The 15,436-nt window shown below is 67.9% G+C and carries 12 protein-coding genes; 4 read left to right on the top strand and 8 right to left on the bottom strand.

Annotation, left to right across the window (positions count from 1 at the left end):
* Nucleotides 1-2: 2 nt before the first annotated feature.
* Together hydE and hydF are read left to right on the top strand one after the other, a co-directional pair.
* The gene (hydE, locus tag DESFRDRAFT_RS01985) at nucleotides 3-1,001 is read left to right on the top strand and encodes a [FeFe] hydrogenase H-cluster radical SAM maturase HydE (RefSeq protein WP_005990606.1); all 999 of its coding nucleotides are present in this window, start codon (nucleotides 3-5) and stop codon (nucleotides 999-1,001) included.
* Nucleotides 994-2,205: a [FeFe] hydrogenase H-cluster maturation GTPase HydF gene (gene hydF / locus DESFRDRAFT_RS01990; protein WP_005990607.1), complete on the top strand. Its 1,212-nt coding sequence runs from the start codon at nucleotides 994-996 to the stop codon at nucleotides 2,203-2,205. The genes hydE and hydF overlap by 8 nt, the downstream gene beginning before the upstream one ends.
* Before the next feature lie 162 nt (nucleotides 2,206-2,367).
* On the opposite strand, the gene DESFRDRAFT_RS01995 is transcribed toward hydF, so the two are convergent.
* On the bottom strand, nucleotides 2,368-3,876 hold the full coding sequence (locus tag DESFRDRAFT_RS01995; RefSeq protein WP_005990608.1) for a glycosyltransferase family protein: 1,509 nt from the start codon (nucleotides 3,874-3,876) through the stop codon (nucleotides 2,368-2,370).
* 133 nt (nucleotides 3,877-4,009) lie between these two features.
* On the opposite strand from DESFRDRAFT_RS01995, the gene DESFRDRAFT_RS02000 reads away from it, so the two are divergent.
* The gene (locus DESFRDRAFT_RS02000) at nucleotides 4,010-4,501 is read left to right on the top strand and encodes a hypothetical protein (RefSeq protein WP_081458394.1); all 492 of its coding nucleotides are present in this window, start codon (nucleotides 4,010-4,012) and stop codon (nucleotides 4,499-4,501) included.
* Here DESFRDRAFT_RS02000 and cgtA read toward each other — a convergent pair.
* The 4 genes from cgtA to DESFRDRAFT_RS02020 all read right to left on the bottom strand — a co-directional run bounded on the left by cgtA (nucleotide 4,498) and on the right by DESFRDRAFT_RS02020 (nucleotide 9,650).
* Nucleotides 4,498-5,682, bottom strand: coding sequence for an Obg family GTPase CgtA (gene cgtA, locus DESFRDRAFT_RS02005; RefSeq protein ID WP_005990613.1), 1,185 nt, complete (start codon nucleotides 5,680-5,682; stop codon nucleotides 4,498-4,500). The two genes, DESFRDRAFT_RS02000 and cgtA, sit on opposite strands and share 4 nt — an antisense overlap.
* 99 nt (nucleotides 5,683-5,781) lie before the next feature.
* The gene (locus tag DESFRDRAFT_RS02010; protein ID WP_005990616.1) at nucleotides 5,782-6,435 is read right to left on the bottom strand and encodes a potassium channel family protein; all 654 of its coding nucleotides are present in this window, start codon (nucleotides 6,433-6,435) and stop codon (nucleotides 5,782-5,784) included.
* 32 nt (nucleotides 6,436-6,467) lie between these two features.
* Nucleotides 6,468-7,838: a TrkH family potassium uptake protein gene (locus tag DESFRDRAFT_RS02015; protein WP_005990618.1), complete on the bottom strand. Its 1,371-nt coding sequence runs from the start codon at nucleotides 7,836-7,838 to the stop codon at nucleotides 6,468-6,470.
* Nucleotides 7,839-8,381: 543 nt separating this feature from the next.
* The gene (locus DESFRDRAFT_RS02020; RefSeq protein WP_043793621.1) at nucleotides 8,382-9,650 is read right to left on the bottom strand and encodes an HDOD domain-containing protein; all 1,269 of its coding nucleotides are present in this window, start codon (nucleotides 9,648-9,650) and stop codon (nucleotides 8,382-8,384) included.
* Between the two features lie 160 nt (nucleotides 9,651-9,810).
* On the opposite strand from DESFRDRAFT_RS02020, the gene DESFRDRAFT_RS02025 reads away from it, so the two are divergent.
* Nucleotides 9,811-10,821 carry a polysaccharide deacetylase family protein gene (locus DESFRDRAFT_RS02025; RefSeq protein WP_005990621.1) on the top strand — a complete coding sequence of 337 codons (1,011 nt, stop codon included), beginning with the start codon at nucleotides 9,811-9,813 and terminating at the stop codon, nucleotides 10,819-10,821.
* On the opposite strand, the gene DESFRDRAFT_RS02030 is transcribed toward DESFRDRAFT_RS02025, so the two are convergent.
* The 3 genes from DESFRDRAFT_RS02030 to DESFRDRAFT_RS02040 form a co-directional block, all read right to left on the bottom strand.
* Nucleotides 10,760-11,575, bottom strand: a complete 816-nt coding sequence (locus DESFRDRAFT_RS02030; protein WP_005990623.1) for a glycosyltransferase family 2 protein — start codon at nucleotides 11,573-11,575, stop codon at nucleotides 10,760-10,762. The two genes, DESFRDRAFT_RS02025 and DESFRDRAFT_RS02030, sit on opposite strands and share 62 nt — an antisense overlap.
* A gap of 327 nt (nucleotides 11,576-11,902) precedes the next feature.
* Nucleotides 11,903-14,866, bottom strand: a complete 2,964-nt coding sequence (locus DESFRDRAFT_RS02035) for a glycosyltransferase family 39 protein (protein WP_005990626.1) — start codon at nucleotides 14,864-14,866, stop codon at nucleotides 11,903-11,905.
* Nucleotides 14,863-15,435: an SEL1-like repeat protein gene (locus DESFRDRAFT_RS02040; RefSeq protein WP_005990628.1), complete on the bottom strand. Its 573-nt coding sequence runs from the start codon at nucleotides 15,433-15,435 to the stop codon at nucleotides 14,863-14,865. The genes DESFRDRAFT_RS02035 and DESFRDRAFT_RS02040 overlap by 4 nt, the downstream gene beginning before the upstream one ends.
* Nucleotide 15,436: the final 1 nt, after the last annotated feature.

The following is a 15,436-nucleotide window of genomic DNA, read 5'->3' on the forward strand; positions in this document are numbered from 1 at the left end:
CCATGCGTCCATCCGAGATCACGAAACTGCTCGCCGGCGCCGACGATGCAGGGCTTTTTTCCGCCGCCGACGCCTTGACGCGGCAGAACTTCGGCCTGGAAATCTACCTGCGCGGCATTATCGAGTTTTCCAACCACTGCGCCAACAACTGCCGCTACTGCGGCCTGCGCCGGGCCAACAGGGGGCTTGCCCGCTACCGCATGGATGTGGACGACATCCTGGTCGCGACCGCCCTGGCCGGGGAAGTCTCCATCGGCACGGTGGTGCTCCAGTCCGGGGATGATTTCGCCTATTCCAAGGAGGATATCGGCCGCATCGTGACCGGGGCCAAAGCGTCCTCGGGCGTGGCCGTGACGTTGTCCCTTGGCGACCGACCCGCCGCGGACCTCGATTACTGGCGTTCCTGCGGCGCGGACCGTTATCTGCTCAAGATGGAGACCTTCGACGAGGCGCTCTACGCCCGCTCCCGGCCGGGACTGACCGTGGCCGACAGGCTGGGGCGCATCGAGACGCTTCGCGCCGCCGGCTACGAGGTGGGCTCGGGCATCATCACCGACCTGCCCGGCATGACGTTGGATATTTTGGCCAGGGACCTCCTGCGCCTGGCCGAGTTGGACCTGGACATGATCGCGGCCGGACCCTTCGTGCCCCATCCCGACACGCCCTACGGGGCCGAGGCCGCCGGCTCCGTCCTGATCGCGCTGCGGGCCATGGCCATCCTGCGCTTGCTCAATCCCCTGGCCAACATCCCTTCCACCTCGGCCTTAAGCGCCCTTCGCGAAGGGGCCAGGGAGCAAGGGCTCACCGTCGGGGCCAACGTCATCATGCCGTCGCTGACCCCGGAAACCGTCAGCGCCGCCTATAACATCTATCCCGGGAAAAACGCTTTTCGCGCCGACGCCGCCTCGCGCGTGGAAGCCGCCCGCGCCGCCATACGCCGCGTGGGCCGCCTCCCGTCCACGGCCGTCGGCGGGTCAAAGAGGAGACGCCGTCATGGCTGAGTCCGAGACCAAGGCCCCGCGCGGGGTCCGGCTGGTCATCACCTTTGTCGGCCGGCGCAATGCCGGCAAGTCGTCGCTCATTAACGCCGTCACCGGCCAGGAAGTGGCCATCGTGTCCGATTTCGCCGGCACCACCACCGACCCGGTGGCCAAGCCCTACGAGCTGCTGCCGCTCGGGCCGGTCACCTTTTACGACACGGCCGGCCTCGACGACGTGGGCGAACTCGGGGCGCTGCGGGTGGCCGCCACCAGGAAGGTGCTGTGGCGCACGGACATCGCCGTGGTGGTGGCCGACGCCGCCGGGCTCACCGACGCCGAACGGGATATTATCGCCGACATCCGCCGCCTGGAGATTCCCATCCTCCTTGTCTGCAACAAGGCCGACCTGGCCGCGCCGTCCGAGGCCGACCTTACCTGGTGCCGCGACCAGGGCCTGCGAACCGTCGTGGCCAGCGCCGCCACGGGGGAGGGCGCGACCGAGGTCAAGGAGGCGCTCATCGCCCTGGCCCCGCCCGAAGCCGTGCGCGAGCCTGTCTTGGCCGGCGACCTTTTCGGCGAGGGCGACACCGTGGTCTGTGTGGTGCCCATCGACCTGGCCGCGCCCAAGGGCCGGCTCATCCTGCCCCAGGTCCAGGTGATCCGCGAGATTTTAGACGGCGACGCCACGGCCGTGGTGGTCAAGGAGCGCGAACTGGAAGCGGCGCTTTCCAACCTCCGCCGGCCGCCGGCCCTGGTCATCACCGACTCGCAGGTCATCCTCAAAGTCTCGGGCGACGTGCCCGAGGACGTGCCCCTGACCACCTTTTCCACGCTGTTCGCCCGGTTCAAGGGCGATCTGCCCACGCTCGCCGCCGGGGCCGCCACCATCGACAAACTGCGCGACGGCGATACCGTGCTCATGGCCGAGGCCTGCTCCCACCACGTCCAGGCCGACGACATCGGCCGGGTCAAGCTGCCCCGGTGGATCTCCCAGTACACGGGCAGGGACCTCGAATTCGAGATGTACTCGGGCCACGATTTCCCGGACGACCTGGAACGCTTCGCCCTGGTCGTGCACTGCGGCTCGTGCATGCTCGGGCGCATGGAGATGCTGCGGCGCATCAAGGAATGCCAGCGCCGGGGCGTGCCCGTGACGAATTACGGCGTGGCCATCTCCAAGGTCCAGGGCGTGCTGGAGCGCGTGTTGCGACCTGTGTTGCGTTAGAATTTTGAGGAAAGGGAATGCGAGAGGGGAACCCTTTTTGAAAAAAGGGTTCCCCTCTCGCGCTCTCCCCTCCCAAAAACTTCTACCGGTTACAGGCGCGGTAACGCTAACACTCTGTAACCGCTAAAAGTCTTTGGAAAGGGGGTCCGGGGGGAAACTTTTCTACAGAAAAGTTTCCCCCCGGTTGCCTCTCCCGCCTTCCCCCGCCACCCACTCCAGCACGCTGCGGATGCGGTGGCGGTAGGTGTGGCGGGTCGCGATCAGTTCGCGCCAGGCTGTTTTGAGGTCTTCGGCGTCATGGCTGAGGCGTTTGGCCAGGTCGGGGATGTCCCGGGCCGTCCGGTAGGCGATGGGCTTGGTCAATTCGGATGGGAAAATATCGAGTCCGGGCGTGTGGTCGGTGAGCAGGCATCCGCCGGCGGCCCAGACGTCGAAATGGCGCTGGGTCAGGCCGTGGGGCAACAGCGGGCTGACGGCCCCGACAACGGCCCGGGCCGAGGCGTAGAGCCCGGGAAGCGCCTCGCGGTAGGGCACGGGCGGCAGCCAGGCGAACGGCGCTTCGACGAGTTTCCGCCAGGCCGCGTCCCCGCACACGGCCAGTTTCCCGGTCCGGGCCGCCTCGCGGATGACCAGCCGTCGCCAGGCCTGGCCCGATTCCTCCGCGCCGTAGCCCACGCGACGGGCGTCGCGTCCGGGCCACAGGGACGCGACGCCAAGCCGCTTTTCCCACCAGCCGAAATCGGGACGCTCGCCGCGTGAAAGCAGGGCCATGGCCTCGTCCCACAGGGCGGGGTCGAGACGTAGGCCCGAGAAAAAAAGCGCCTTGTCCGGAAAGGCGCTGCGGCCGACGAAGAGGAGCTTGCCGGCAAGCTCCGGCCGGTCGGGCGTGGCCCTGAAAAAGGCAGGGTCCGCGGCCAGGGGCAGATGATGCACGGCCCTTGCGCCATGGCGCTTAAGCGGCTCCACGAACCAGTCGTCGGTGACGCAAAGGACCACGTCGCGCCAGGCGGTCGTCTTGACGCCGGACAGACAGTGAAAGGGGTTGTCCACGCACCAGACGACCACCGGCACCCCGGCCCGGGCCAGAAGCGCCTGGACCTCGCCGTGGCGGTCGAGGCCCGTGAAATTGACGGAGAAAAAGAGGGCCGGCCGCTCGCGCTCCAACGTGTCCAAGAGCCCGGCCCGGTCCACGACGCGCACGCTAAAGCCCTCGGCCTCGAATCCGGCCGTAAGGCCCGGGGCGACCAGCCCGCCCGTGTCCCGGGGCAGCAGGGCGATTTCCCCCCGGCGGGGGGCGTCGGGGACAACCGGCAGCAAAAGCGCCGCCCGCACCGGGCTCCAGAAGCGCGGGAAAAGGGTTCCGGCCTGCCGGTACAGCAAAATGTTGGCATGGGCGGCCAAAGCGGGATCGAAGGAGGCAAGCGGGGTCCAGCCGGCCGGGATGGCGGCGCGCCAGGCGGCGTCGGTCTGGGCGAGAAAGGCCGGGCACTCCAGGTAGCGCACCCGGGCCCCGGGCGGGAGCGTGGCGGCAAGCGCCTGGGGGGCGGGGCCGAGGCCGAGCACCAGCCAGTCCGGGCTTTCGGCGCGGGAGACGATCTCGTGGCCCGGGGCCAGGGTCTTGGCCGCGCCCAGTTCGTCGGTGACGCGCAGGCGGCTGGGGGATTGCGCCATGGTCCACGATCCTTCTTGCGGCCGGGGAGGCCGGCGGGGCATGGCCCGGATCGACCCGAAATCGCGGCCCCTGTCAAGGCGGGGCGGCTTGACAAGCCGGGCGCGGCCAAGGCATGGCGCGAACCATACCGTGATGCTTCCTGCCACCCGCCTTTTTCACGCGGCTCCGCTGCCGCTTCTGGTCACCGCGCTTTTCTTGGCGGCGGCGGTTTTTTTCGCCGCCCATGCCCACCTGACGGCCAGGCATCTCGCCTTCATCCCGGCGGGCCTTGCCGTAAGCGCCGCCTTGCTGGCCCTTGGGGACGCCCTGTCGCGCCACGCCGAGTCCCGGCGCGTGCGGCGGATGCTTGCGCGCCACGGCTTCGACGAACGGGTCTTCGACGCCATGGCCGCCTCGCGCTGCCAACGCGACGCCGCCCTTTGCGCGGCCGGGGAGACCGGTTTCCTGGCGCAGGCCCGGGCCTATTACCATTCCCTGGGCTACCGCTGGCACCACCTGCTTCCCGACGGCGCGAGGCGCGCGCCGTGGCGGCTTTTTGCCCCGCGTTTTTTCAAAAAGAGCTTTCTGGCCTTCGGCCATGCCCGCCGCGGGCGAAAGGAACCGGGCGGGCCGGGGAAAACCTAGTCGGCGGACCGCAGCGCGCCGTCCGCGTCCCGGGGGCCGACGGCCCGCCAGATCGCTTCCAGCACCGCCTCCACGCCCTCGCCGGTCAGCGCGGACATGAAAAGGACCTTCTGCCCGGCGGCCTCGGCCGCCTCCCGGCGCGCGGCCAGGTCTTCCGGGGGCAGCAGGTCGATCTTGTTGACCACGCGGATCTGGGGACGCTCGGCCAGGGCCGGGTCGAAGCGGCGCAACTCCTCGTCCACCACGTCGAAAGCCTCGAAGATGCCTTCCGGCGAGGCGTCCTCGGCCGAAACGACATGCAGCAGCACCCGCGTGCGCTCCACGTGGCGCAAAAACCGGTGCCCTAGGCCGTGGCCCAGATGCGCGCCCTCGATGAGCCCCGGAATGTCGGCCAGCACCAGCCGGTCGCCGTAGTCGTTTTCCACCACGCCGAGGTTGGGGGTGAGCGTGGTGAAGGGATAGGCCGCGATCTTGGGCCGGGCCCGGGACACGGCCCCGATGAAGGTGGACTTGCCGGCGTTGGGCAACCCGATGATGCCCACATCGGCCAGCACCTTGAGCACGAGCCGGATGCGGCGCTCCTCGCCCGGTTCGCCGGGCTGGGCGAAGCGCGGCGTGCGCATGGTGGCCGAGGCGAAGTGCAGGTTGCCCTTGCCGCCGCGCCCGCCCCGGCAGGCGACGAAGGTCTGCCCCGGTTCCGTCAGGTCCACGAGCAGGGGTTCCTCCGGGACCTCATCCTCATCCTCGTTCTCCACCTCCACCGGCGCCTCGTCCTCGCCCGCGTCTGCCTCGTCCTTTCCGATTTCGTACACGGGCTTGAACGAGGGGGGGGACTCCGGAACCTCCTGGTCCTCGGGGGCCGCTTCCGCGGGCTCCAGGGGGGGCAGTTCGTAGAGTTCGGTGCCGACGGGCACGTCGATAACGAGGTTCTCGGCCGCCTTGCCGTTTTTCTGGCGGCCCATGCCGCCCTCGCCGTTTCGGGCCTCGTAGATGCGCCTGAGGCGCAGGTCGTACAGGGTGAGCAGGTCCGGGTCGGCCCGGAAAACGATATCGCCGCCCTTGCCGCCGTCGCCGCCGTCCGGGCCGCCCCGGGGAATGAACTTCTCGCGGCGAAACGACACCGAGCCGCGTCCGCCCTTGCCCGAGCGGACGATGATCCAGGCCTCATCGACAAAACGCATAACCCCTCCGGTCGCCCTTCGCGTCGCGTCCCCGGAATCCGTGCCTACGGCTTCCGAAGCGGCTCCGTTCGAACAAGCTTGTTTTCAGGGACACAACACTTACGGCCGCAGTCTGGCGAGCCTGTCCTCGCGGCCCACCAGCACCAGCTTGTCGCCGGTCCCAAGCGGCTCGTCGGCCTTGGGGATAAAGGAATAATGTTGGACGTCCGCCCGCTTCCAGGCAATGACCTGGACTTGGTGCTTGTTGGTGAGATCGAGCTGGCGCAGAGTCCGGCCGGCCCAGTCGTCGATGCCGATCTCTTTTATGGCCACGTCCTTGTCCATGGGCAGGTACTCGATTAGCCCCGGGCTGGCTAGCTGGTGGGCCATGTTCTTGGCCGCGAAGCGTTCGGGGATGAACACCGTGTCCACGCCGATTTTCATGAGCAGCTTCTCGTGGTCCGTGGACACCGCCTTGACCCATACCTGGGGCACGCCGAGCTCCTTGAGGTAGAGCGAGATAAGGATGCTCGCCTCCATGGAGTGGCCCACGGAAACGACGACGTGGGACATCTCCTCCACATGGATCTGGGCCAGGGCCCGCTTGTCCTTGGCGTCGAGCTGGTAGACCTGGGTGAAGATGTTCTGGGCGTTTTTTACCTTTTCGGGATTGCCGTCCACACCGATCACCGGCCGCCCGAGCTCCACCAGGCAACGGCCCATGTGAAAGCCGAACTTGCCGAGCCCGATGATGCATACCTGATCTTGGGCCATCTTCCCTCCGCGAAAAAACGACATGGCGACGTTTACCCTATCATCATGCCCTGCTCGGGCCAGCGGTAGCGCAGGGGTTCCTGGAAGGCCTGGAGCACCGAGAGGAAAAGGATCGGGCCAAGGCGTCCCACGAACATGAGCAGGGTGATGGCGATCTTGCCGGCCGGCGTCAGGGTCGGGGTGATGCCCGTGGACAACCCCACCGTGCCGAAGGCGGAGACGACCTCGAAGAGGATCTCCAGGAACCGGCCGCCGGATTCCACATGCGGGGCCACCGCCCCTTCGGTAAAACACAAGAGCAGCACCGCGCCAAGCACCATTCCGCCGGCGAGCACGGTCAGGGTCACGGCCCGGTCGATGCCGGCCTCGTCCACGGCGAAACGGCCGATGACGGCCTGGCGGCGGCCGAACATGCGCGACTTGCCGAAAGCGCACAGCACGGCGAACGTGGTGGTCTTGATGCCGCCGGCGCAGGAGCCCGGGGAGCCGCCGATGAACATCAAAAAGACCATGATGACGAGCGAGGCGTCGGCCATGCGGCCGATGTCGAGGGTGTTGAACCCGGCCGTGCGGCAGGTGACGGACTGGAACAGCGCGGCCATGGCCTTGTCCGCGACCGACAACGCCCCGTAGCGGTCGCCCAGAAACTCGCCGAAAAAGATCATGCCCGCCCCGGCCAGAATCAAGACGGCCGAGACCGTGAACACGATGCGGGAATGCCAGGACAGGCGAAACACGCGGGTTTCGCGGCGGAAAAAACGCGCAACGCGCGAACGGGCCGCCCGGTAGCCCTCGATGAGCACGCCGAAGCCCAGGCCGCCGCTGACGATCAGCCACATGAAGACGCAGTTGATGCCCGGGTTGCCGACATAGGAGGCGAGGTTGTCCTCGCGCAGGGCGAAGCCCGCGTTGCAGAAGGCGGATATGGAATGGAACACGGCCGAATAGGGCGCGAAACCGACCGGGTCGAGGACGTACAGCCCAAGCGCGCCCACGGCCTCGATCACGGCCGTGACCAGCGCCATGCGGGTGAGGAAACGGCCCAGGTGGAAGGTCGTGTCGTGCAGCAGGCTTTGCCCCACGGCGATATGGTCGGCCAGGGAGACCCGACGTCGCCAGAGATAGAAGATGAGCGTGGAAAAGGTCATGATGCCGAGTCCGCCGAGCTGGATCAGGGCCAGGATGACGGTCTGGCCGAAAAGCGTGAACCGGGTTCCGGTATCGACCACGGTCAGTCCGGTGACGCAGGCGGCCGAGGTGGCGGTGAAAAGCGCGTCGAGAAACGACACCGCCCCGCCCCGGCAGCTTACCGGCTGGTGCAGCAAAAACGCGCCGACGAGGATGGCCCCGGCGAACACGTGGATGGGCAGCGCCAGGGGCGCGAACAGTTTCTTATGCCACATGGGGTCCGAAGGTAGCGCAGGGAACGTCGATTCTCCAAGGCCCCGCGCGCCAAAAAAATGGGGGGCTCGGTGGGAGCCCCCGCGCGGGAGATGAAGGAGAGGTCAGAACAATAGGGAGGTATTGTCTGCTCTGGGTCCCCTAATATCCAAATCCCGTGCCAATACATTCGATAAGATTTTCTCTTTTTATTCAAGCATGTTGACAGGATAAGTAAATATGTATAGGTTCCTGTCGCGTCAGAAAAGTGTCCTGTTTTACGGTAAAACCGGAGATGTTGCTGCAAAATGGGAAAATCGTGACGCCAAACCGAGTGGCGCTTGTACGGCAAGCGTGCGCGCTTGCCAAGGGAAAAGAAACCGGGGGAAAACCTTTCTTGCAGAAAGGTTCTCCCCCCGGGCCCCCTTTCCAAAGATTTACAGCGGTTACAGAGCGGTATCGTTTAGTCGCCTGTAACCGTTAAAAGTTTTGGGGCGGGGAGAGCGCGAGAGGGGAACCCTTTTTCAAAAAGGGCTCCCCTCTCGCATTCGCTTCCATTTCCCTTCCTACTTCTCGTCCGGCAGGAAAACGCGGATGATATCGTCGACCTGGGCTTCGGCCGCGGCCACCACGTCGGGCAGGCGCTCCACGGGCACGTCCAGGGTGTCCCAGGCGGCCGGGGACAGCGGCGGGGCGTAGACTTCGCCGCTCGAGCCCAGGCCGAGGGCCCCGACCATGGCGTCCGCCGTGTGGGTGAGGGCCGGCATGGGCATGCCCATGTGGGAGAGGTTGCCGTGGTGGTGGCGCACCGCCTTTTCCAGGCTTTCCGGAAAGCGCCATTTGCGCAGGAGCATGCCGCCGAGGGTGGCGTGGTCGAAGCCGAAGAGGCGTTTCTCGGCCTCGCGCAGCAGGATGCCTTCCCGCCGGGCCAGGGCGAGGGCGTGGGCGGCGTGGCGGGCCACGTTGCGGTAGAGCACCAGCCGGCCCATGTCGTGGAGGAGTCCGGCCACGAACAGCCGCTCCACGTCGAGCCCGGCCTCGGGGCCGGCCAGGGTCGAGGCGATCACGCCGCAGCCGACGCTGTGCTTCCAGAAGGCGCGCATGTCCACGAGCCCGCTTGGCAGGTCCTTGAAGATGGCGATGACCGAGATGCCGAGCGCCAGGGTGGTGAGCTGGCGGCTGCCGACGATGGTCACGGCGCGCGACAGGGTGTCCACCTTGACCGGGAAGCCGTAGAAGGCGCTGTTGACCAGGCGCAGGAGCTTGGCGGCCAGGCCCGTGTCCTTGCCGAGGGCGTCGGCCGCCTCCCGGGAGGTGCTGTTGGGGTCGTTTAACACCTCGTTTATGCGCACGAAGACGTCGGGCAACGAGGTGAGCTTGGGGTCGGATTCGATGATGGCCATGGGGCCGGGCGCCGGCGTTTCCGGCGCGGGCGGCAGCAGGTCCGCCGGTATCGGGCCGGGCAGGGACAAGCTGGCCGGGCCCCGGCAGACGAGTGTCCTAGCCGCCCGGGCCAGGCTCAGGTCGTAGAGCGCGGCCATGGCCGGATGGGCGAGGTCGGCATGGACGAAACGCGGGAGCAGGAGTTCCTTGGCCTCCTCGATCGCCTGGCTGTCCGGCGTGGTCTCCGGCGCGATTTCGGACGCTGGAAACTGCTCCGCGTCCTCGCTGCGGCAGACCGTGGCCGCGCCGACGCCCCAGACCGGGAACAGGCGCAGATGCCGTTCGGTCAGAACGGTTTGCTCCGGCAAAAGCAGCGTGCCGTCCCGCCGGCACACCGGCTCGGCCAGAATCATGCCCGCGGCAAGGGCGGCAAGGGGAAGGCTTGTGTTCATGGCATGGCCCCGGGAGGCGCGCACGGGCGGCCTGTTTGTCTCTTTGAGATAGGTATTCCGCGCGATTGTCAAGGAAGGCGGGCCGGGCCGCGCCGGCCCTGGAAAACGGACTGTACATTTTTCGGCTCGCCGCTACCATGCCGCCGGGAGCGTACACCACATGGTCAAAAAGCCGCTTGCGGTCGTGATGAGCCTCGATGTCGAGGAAGAGGGACTCTTTTCCGGTTCCTACCCTCGGGAGGGGGGAGGGCTGTCCAATATCCCCCGGCTGCGAAAGCTGGGCTTCCTGCCCCGGGACTTCGGCCTGCCGCTCACGTTTCTGTGCGATTATCCGGTGGCCGTCGACCCGGCCAGCGGCGAGACGATTCGCGACCTCGTCTCCCGCTTCGGCGGCGAGATCGGGGCGCATCTGCATCCCTGGAACACGCCGCCCTTTCCGGACATGCCCTGGCCCGAGCCGGTATCCACGGCCGTCATGCCCCTGGACGTCTTCCGGGACAAGCTGGCGACGCTCCAGCGGGCCGTGGCCGCCTTTGCCGGGGCCCCGGCCGTATCGTTCCGCATGGGCCGGTGGAACCTTTTCAAGCGGGCCATGGCCGTGCTGCCCGAGGCCGGTTTCCTGGTCGATTCGAGCGTTGCCCCGTTGCGCCATGTGCCGCGCGGGCCGGACCATTTCCTGGCCCCGGCCGATCCGTACTGGCTACGTCCGGCCGGGCCGGAGGGCAAAAAACTGCTCGAAGCGCCGACCACCCAGGTGCCGCTGGTGCCGGGAACGCCGCGACTGGCCCATGCCTTGGCCGGGCGGTTGCCCCGGAAAGCCGGGGACGCTGTGCTCGGGGGATTCATGAAAACCGCCACGCTCGGGGTCAATCCGGTCTGGATGCCCGAGGCCACCATGCGGCTGGCCGTGCGGACCCATGTCCGGCGCGGCGGCAGGGCGATCACCCTGTTCTGGCATTCCTCGGAGCTTTTGCCCGGGGCCAGCCCGCATTTTCCGGACGAGGCGGCGGTGGAGGCGTTTTTGGCGAAGGTCCGCCGCTTCGCCGGCTGGCTGCGGCGGACCTTCGACGTGCGCGGGACGACGCTCAAAGAGCTCGCCGGGCCGGCGTTCAGCTGGCCTGACAGGAGCCGTTCGTCGTCTCGTCCTTGTAGTACGGGGGAGTGGGGCTAGACAGGCTGCGGCCGTTCTTGTCGAAGATGGGGTAGCTTTTGCGGCCCCACTTCTGGAGGCGGAACTGGACAGAGGTGGCCAGCACGCCGAGGCCGTAGGTGCAGCTGCGGCGGAAGTTGATGGACGAGGCCTCCTCGAAGTACTTGGTCGGGCAGGACACCTCGCCGATGCGGAAGCCGAAGTAGATGGTCTGGGCCAGCATCTGGTTGTCAAAGACGAAGTCGTCGGAATTTTCCCAAAGCGGCAGGGTTTCCAGCACCTTCCGGGAGAAGGCCCGGTAGCCCGTGTGGTATTCCGAGAGCTTGGCCCCGAGCAGCAGGTTCTGGCTCAAGGTCAGGAAGCGGTTGGAAACGTATTTGTAGAGAGGCATGCCGCCGCGAAGGGCCGTGCCGCCGAGGATGCGCGAGGCGATGACCGCGTCGTATTCGTCGCTGGTCACCAGATTGGCCATGGCCGGGATGATCTTCGGCGTGTACTGGTAGTCGGGGTGGACCATGATGACCACGTCGGCGCCGGTCTTGAGCGCCTCGGCGTAGCAGGTCTTCTGGTTGCGTCCGTAGCCCCAGTTTTGTTCGTGGCGGAAGCAGCGCAGGCCAAGCCTTTGCGCCTGCTCAATGGTGTTGTCCCGACTGCAATCGTCGACGAGGATGACCTCGTCGACGATGTCCTTGGGGACTTCGTCATAGGTGCGTTCGAGGGTGGAGGCCGCATTGTACGCGGGCATGACCACCACCACTTTTTTTCCGTGCATCATGGGTTGTCGCTCCAGGGGGTCGCCGGATCGAAAATGAAACGGCGGAATGCGCCGCATGCAGTGACGCGGCCAAACGAGGCACTAATCCCGAAATCGGGGTGTCTGTCAACCTTTGCCGGGGGGGAGGATGGCGAAGAGGGTGCGAGAGGGGAACCCTTTTTGAAAAAAGGGTTCCCCTCTCGCGCTCTCCCCTCCCCAAAACGTTTAACGGTGACCGGTATGATAGCGATATCATATTGTAATTATTAAAAGTCTTTGGAAAGGGGGCCCGGGGGGAGAACCTTTCTTCAGAAAGGTTTCCCCCCGGCTCTTCTCCCCCCGACTCCATTACATGCGTTCCCGAAGCGGCCAGCCCAGGGGCGGCGGTTCGCGGGTGGGCAGCACGGCGCAGGCGTTCGGGCCGTCGCTTTGGGCCGGGACCACGCTTGCGGGCAGGGGCAGTCCGGCGAATCCCGTGTTCGCGAGGCCCACGTCCAGGCTGAGCCGTGTTCCGGGGGCGCTCCACAGTTGCGCCCCGCCGCCGGACAGGGCGAAGCGCACGTAGAGTTTTTCCGCCGGATGGGGCAGGCGCACCTCCCGGGCCATGCGCATTTTGCCGCCGTACCAGAAAAAATCCCCCGCGCTGCGCAGCTCTCCAAGCACGTGGTATGTCGCGCCGTCCGTGGAATAGGTTGCGCGCACGCGGTTGTGTCCCGTGCCGTCGGTCAAGACGCGCGGATACCAGGCCAGGCGAAAGCCGGTGATGGGGGCGGCGCCGGGGGCGGCGGTCACGGCGTAGGTCAGAAAACACGGCGCGTCGCCGGCGCAGGTAAGGGCGGGCGAGCCCGGCACGGCGGCCACGGCGTGGTCGAGGAGCGTCTGGGAGAGCAGGGCGGAAAGCGGCGCGTCGAAGCCCGGGGAAAAGTGGACCAGCCCTTTGCCGTCGGCGTCCAGGAGCAGCTTCGATCCGGCCGGGGCGGCGACCGGCAGGGTGAGGCGCGTTTTCCCGACGCGGACCGTCTGGCCGGCGAGGTCTCCGGAGGCGACAAGGCCCCTGGCGGTGATCGCCCGGCCGAAGCCGGGGAGGACCGGGCGCGGTGCGGACGATACGCTGGTGAAGGGGTGGCGCAGGCCGGGGTCGAAGTATCGGGCGCGGATATTGCCGGCGGCGTCGGTCAGGGTCGCGACCGGCGCGTCGTCCGGGTAGGTGGCCAGATAGGCGGCCAGGGCCTCGGGGCCGCCGAGCGACAGGTCCGGCCGGTCCGTGTCGGCGAAGCCGAAGAGCGTCTCCCCGCCGAGGACCGCCGCGCCGTCGAGGCCCGGCAGCACCCGGGTGTTGGCCGCGATGGCCGTTGCCCGGCGCTCCCAGACCGGCCTGACGGCAAGCGTGGGGGGCGAGGCCGGCGGGGCGAGGCGCAGGCCGGCGAATTCCAGCGCGCCGTCCACATGGCCGGGGTCGAGGCCGAGGGCGATGTAGACAAGCCCCGTGGCCGGGTCCGGAGCGGGCAAGTCCACGGTGAGGCGCTTATGCGTCGTGCCCGGGGCGAAATCGGCCGCCCGGACCGTGGCCGCCGTGACCAGGGCGTTCGGGTCCGTGCCCACGGCCACCGTGGCCGTGGTTTCCGGCAGGGAGGCCTTGCCCGGGCGCAGGGAGAAATCCACCGTGGCCCGCGCCTTGGCCTGCCCAAAGCCGGGCGGGGCGGCGAAGGCGAAAACGGCCCGACCCGGAATGCGGCAATCGTACAGGGCCAGGGTGGCGTAGCCGAGGTCCGGGGCCATGTTGTCGGCGCTGTAGACGTCGGCGAAAAAGGACAGATCGGCGAAGTCGGCGGCGTAGGGGACGTCCAGGGGCAGGGGGGACCGGTTGACCACGCCGCCTTTGGCGCTGTCGGCCCAGAAGCTCTTGGCCACGGGCACGAGGCCGGCAAGCGGCCGTTTGTGCACGAGGTCGTCCGGGGTGAGCAGGAAAAAGCGGCGGTAGCGGCGGTCGGGCAGGGCGGCGGCTGTGCGGAACGCGCCGCGCAGATACCAGTCGGCGACGATCTTCAGGTGCCGGTTGCGGTAGTAAAACAGCCAATCCACGTTGTCCTTGGCCGCGATCAGGTCGGCCAGCACGCTTTTGATGCTCGGGCTGTCGCGCTTCACGTAGATGGGCAGCGTCTCGAAGGTGGGCATGGAGCAGGCCGCGGCCAGAAGCACGGCCAAGGCCGTGACGCTTTTGGCGGACAGGCGGCGAAACAGCGCGCATACGGCCTCGATGCCGCCGGCGGCCAGGTAGACATAGAGAAAGAAGATATTGACCAGATAGCGGATGGAGACATGGATTTGCGTGGGCAGGGCGGCGGCCATGCCCAGGGCGCAAAGGGACCATATTCCGAGGGCGCAAAGGGGCCGCAGCCGGCCCATGGCGATGTGGCGCGCAAGCCCGACGCCGGCCAGCACGGCCAGAAAGGCCGGCCAGGGCGCGCCGCCCTGGTAGTAGGCGGCGGCGAAGGCCTTGAGCACGGCGGCGAATCCGGCCGAATCGAAACGGTCGCCTGTGGGGCCGTCGGCATGGATGGTGCGCACCTGGAAGATGTGGGCCGGCAGCCAGGGCAGGTAGGCCGCGAAGACCGCCACGGCGCAACAGGCCGCTTTTGCCAGGAGCCGCAGGGCCGCCCGCCGCTCGCGTCGCCACAGCAGGGCCGCCCTTGCCGCCACGATGAGCCCTTCGGCGAAAAACGTGGCCGCGGCCAGGTACGACGCGTAAAACATGAGGATATTGGCCAGGGTGAAGCCGATCCAGTCGCGCCGCCGGCCGGTCGCGGCCAGGGCCCGGGACAGGAAATAGAGCCCGAGCAGGGCGAAAAGCAGGTAGAGGGCGTAGGGCCTGGCCTCGCGCGAATAGTGGATGTGGAAAAGCGACAGGGCGCAGAGGGTCGCGGCGGCCATGGCCGTGGTGTTGGAAAAAAGCCGCCGGCCGAGCAACCAGACCACGGGGATGGTCAGGGTGCCGGCGATGACGCTCGGGAGCTTCACCGCCCAGTCCGTGGCTGGGAAGAGGACGAGGCTTGCGTGCACGAGCAGGTGGAAAAGCGGCGGCGAGGAGTCGAGGCTCACGTCGCTCGGCCCCTCGAAGGCCAGCGACGGCAGCATGTCGCGAAGCGGCCAGGAGGCCCGGCCGAGCGTCACGAATTCGTCCCACCACAGCCCCACCACATCCAGGGCGTAGAGCCGCAGCCACAGCCCGACGAGGGTCAGGCCGGCGATAAGGGCCCAGTCGGGCCCGAGGGAAAAGGCGCGACGCGGCGCGTGGCTGTCGGCAAAGGTCATGGCGCGGCCCTGCCGTCCAGGTTGGCGTCGAGGGTGGCGCGCTGGGCCGGGGTGAGTTCCCGAGCCGCCGTGGCGGCGGCGTCCCTGGCGGCCTTGGCCTCACCCGGCGAAAGTCCGGGCAGGCGCAGGGCCCGGCCCAGGTGCCAGTAGGCCCAGTACGGATCGGCCGGGACGCCCCGGCCGGCAAGCAGGGCCTGCCCGACGGCCAGATAGCCCTGTGGCGATCCGGCCCGGGCGGCCCGGAAAAACCAGGCAACGGCCAGGGTGGGATCGGGCGTCCCGTCCGCGCCTTCCAGGGCGAGCTGCCCACGGACCACGGCCGCGCCGGGGTCGCCGGCGCCGTAAGCCGCCTCCAGACAGGCGGCCGCGCCGGGAACGTCGCGGGGCGCGGCGGAAAGAAGGGCTGTCGCGGCCGCGACCAGAGCCTTGGCGTCGGCGGTTTCCCCCGCACCGGGACAGGCGGCGGCAAAGGCCGTCGCGGCCGCCAGCAGGACGCAGCCAAGGGCCGCGCAAAGGGCGGCAAGAAGGCGACGGGGAGCGCAATCGGCGGAAAAAGACGGTTGCGGCAAG

The sequence above is a fragment of the Solidesulfovibrio fructosivorans JJ] genome (assembly GCF_000179555.1).
GTDB classification, from domain to species: domain Bacteria; phylum Desulfobacterota; class Desulfovibrionia; order Desulfovibrionales; family Desulfovibrionaceae; genus Solidesulfovibrio; species Solidesulfovibrio fructosivorans.

Bases quoted from the DNA above. Each gene is read 5' to 3' on its own strand.
- hydF (WP_005990607.1), top strand. From the start codon at position 994: ATGGCTGAGTCCGAGACCAAGGCCCCGCGCGGGGTCCGGCTGGTCATC.
- DESFRDRAFT_RS01995 (WP_005990608.1), bottom strand. From the start codon at position 3,876: ATGGCGCAATCCCCCAGCCGCCTGCGCGTCACCGACGAACTGGGCGCG.
- DESFRDRAFT_RS02035 (WP_005990626.1), bottom strand. From the start codon at position 14,866: ATGACCTTTGCCGACAGCCACGCGCCGCGTCGCGCCTTTTCCCTCGGG.
- DESFRDRAFT_RS02010 (WP_005990616.1), bottom strand. From the start codon at position 6,435: ATGGCCCAAGATCAGGTATGCATCATCGGGCTCGGCAAGTTCGGCTTT.
- DESFRDRAFT_RS02015 (WP_005990618.1), bottom strand. From the start codon at position 7,838: ATGTGGCATAAGAAACTGTTCGCGCCCCTGGCGCTGCCCATCCACGTG.
- DESFRDRAFT_RS02000 (WP_081458394.1), top strand. From the start codon at position 4,010: ATGCTTCCTGCCACCCGCCTTTTTCACGCGGCTCCGCTGCCGCTTCTG.
- cgtA (WP_005990613.1), bottom strand. From the start codon at position 5,682: ATGCGTTTTGTCGATGAGGCCTGGATCATCGTCCGCTCGGGCAAGGGC.
- DESFRDRAFT_RS02025 (WP_005990621.1), top strand. From the start codon at position 9,811: ATGGTCAAAAAGCCGCTTGCGGTCGTGATGAGCCTCGATGTCGAGGAA.
- DESFRDRAFT_RS02020 (WP_043793621.1), bottom strand. From the start codon at position 9,650: ATGAACACAAGCCTTCCCCTTGCCGCCCTTGCCGCGGGCATGATTCTG.
- hydE (WP_005990606.1), top strand. From the start codon at position 3: ATGCGTCCATCCGAGATCACGAAACTGCTCGCCGGCGCCGACGATGCA.
- DESFRDRAFT_RS02030 (WP_005990623.1), bottom strand. From the start codon at position 11,575: ATGATGCACGGAAAAAAAGTGGTGGTGGTCATGCCCGCGTACAATGCG.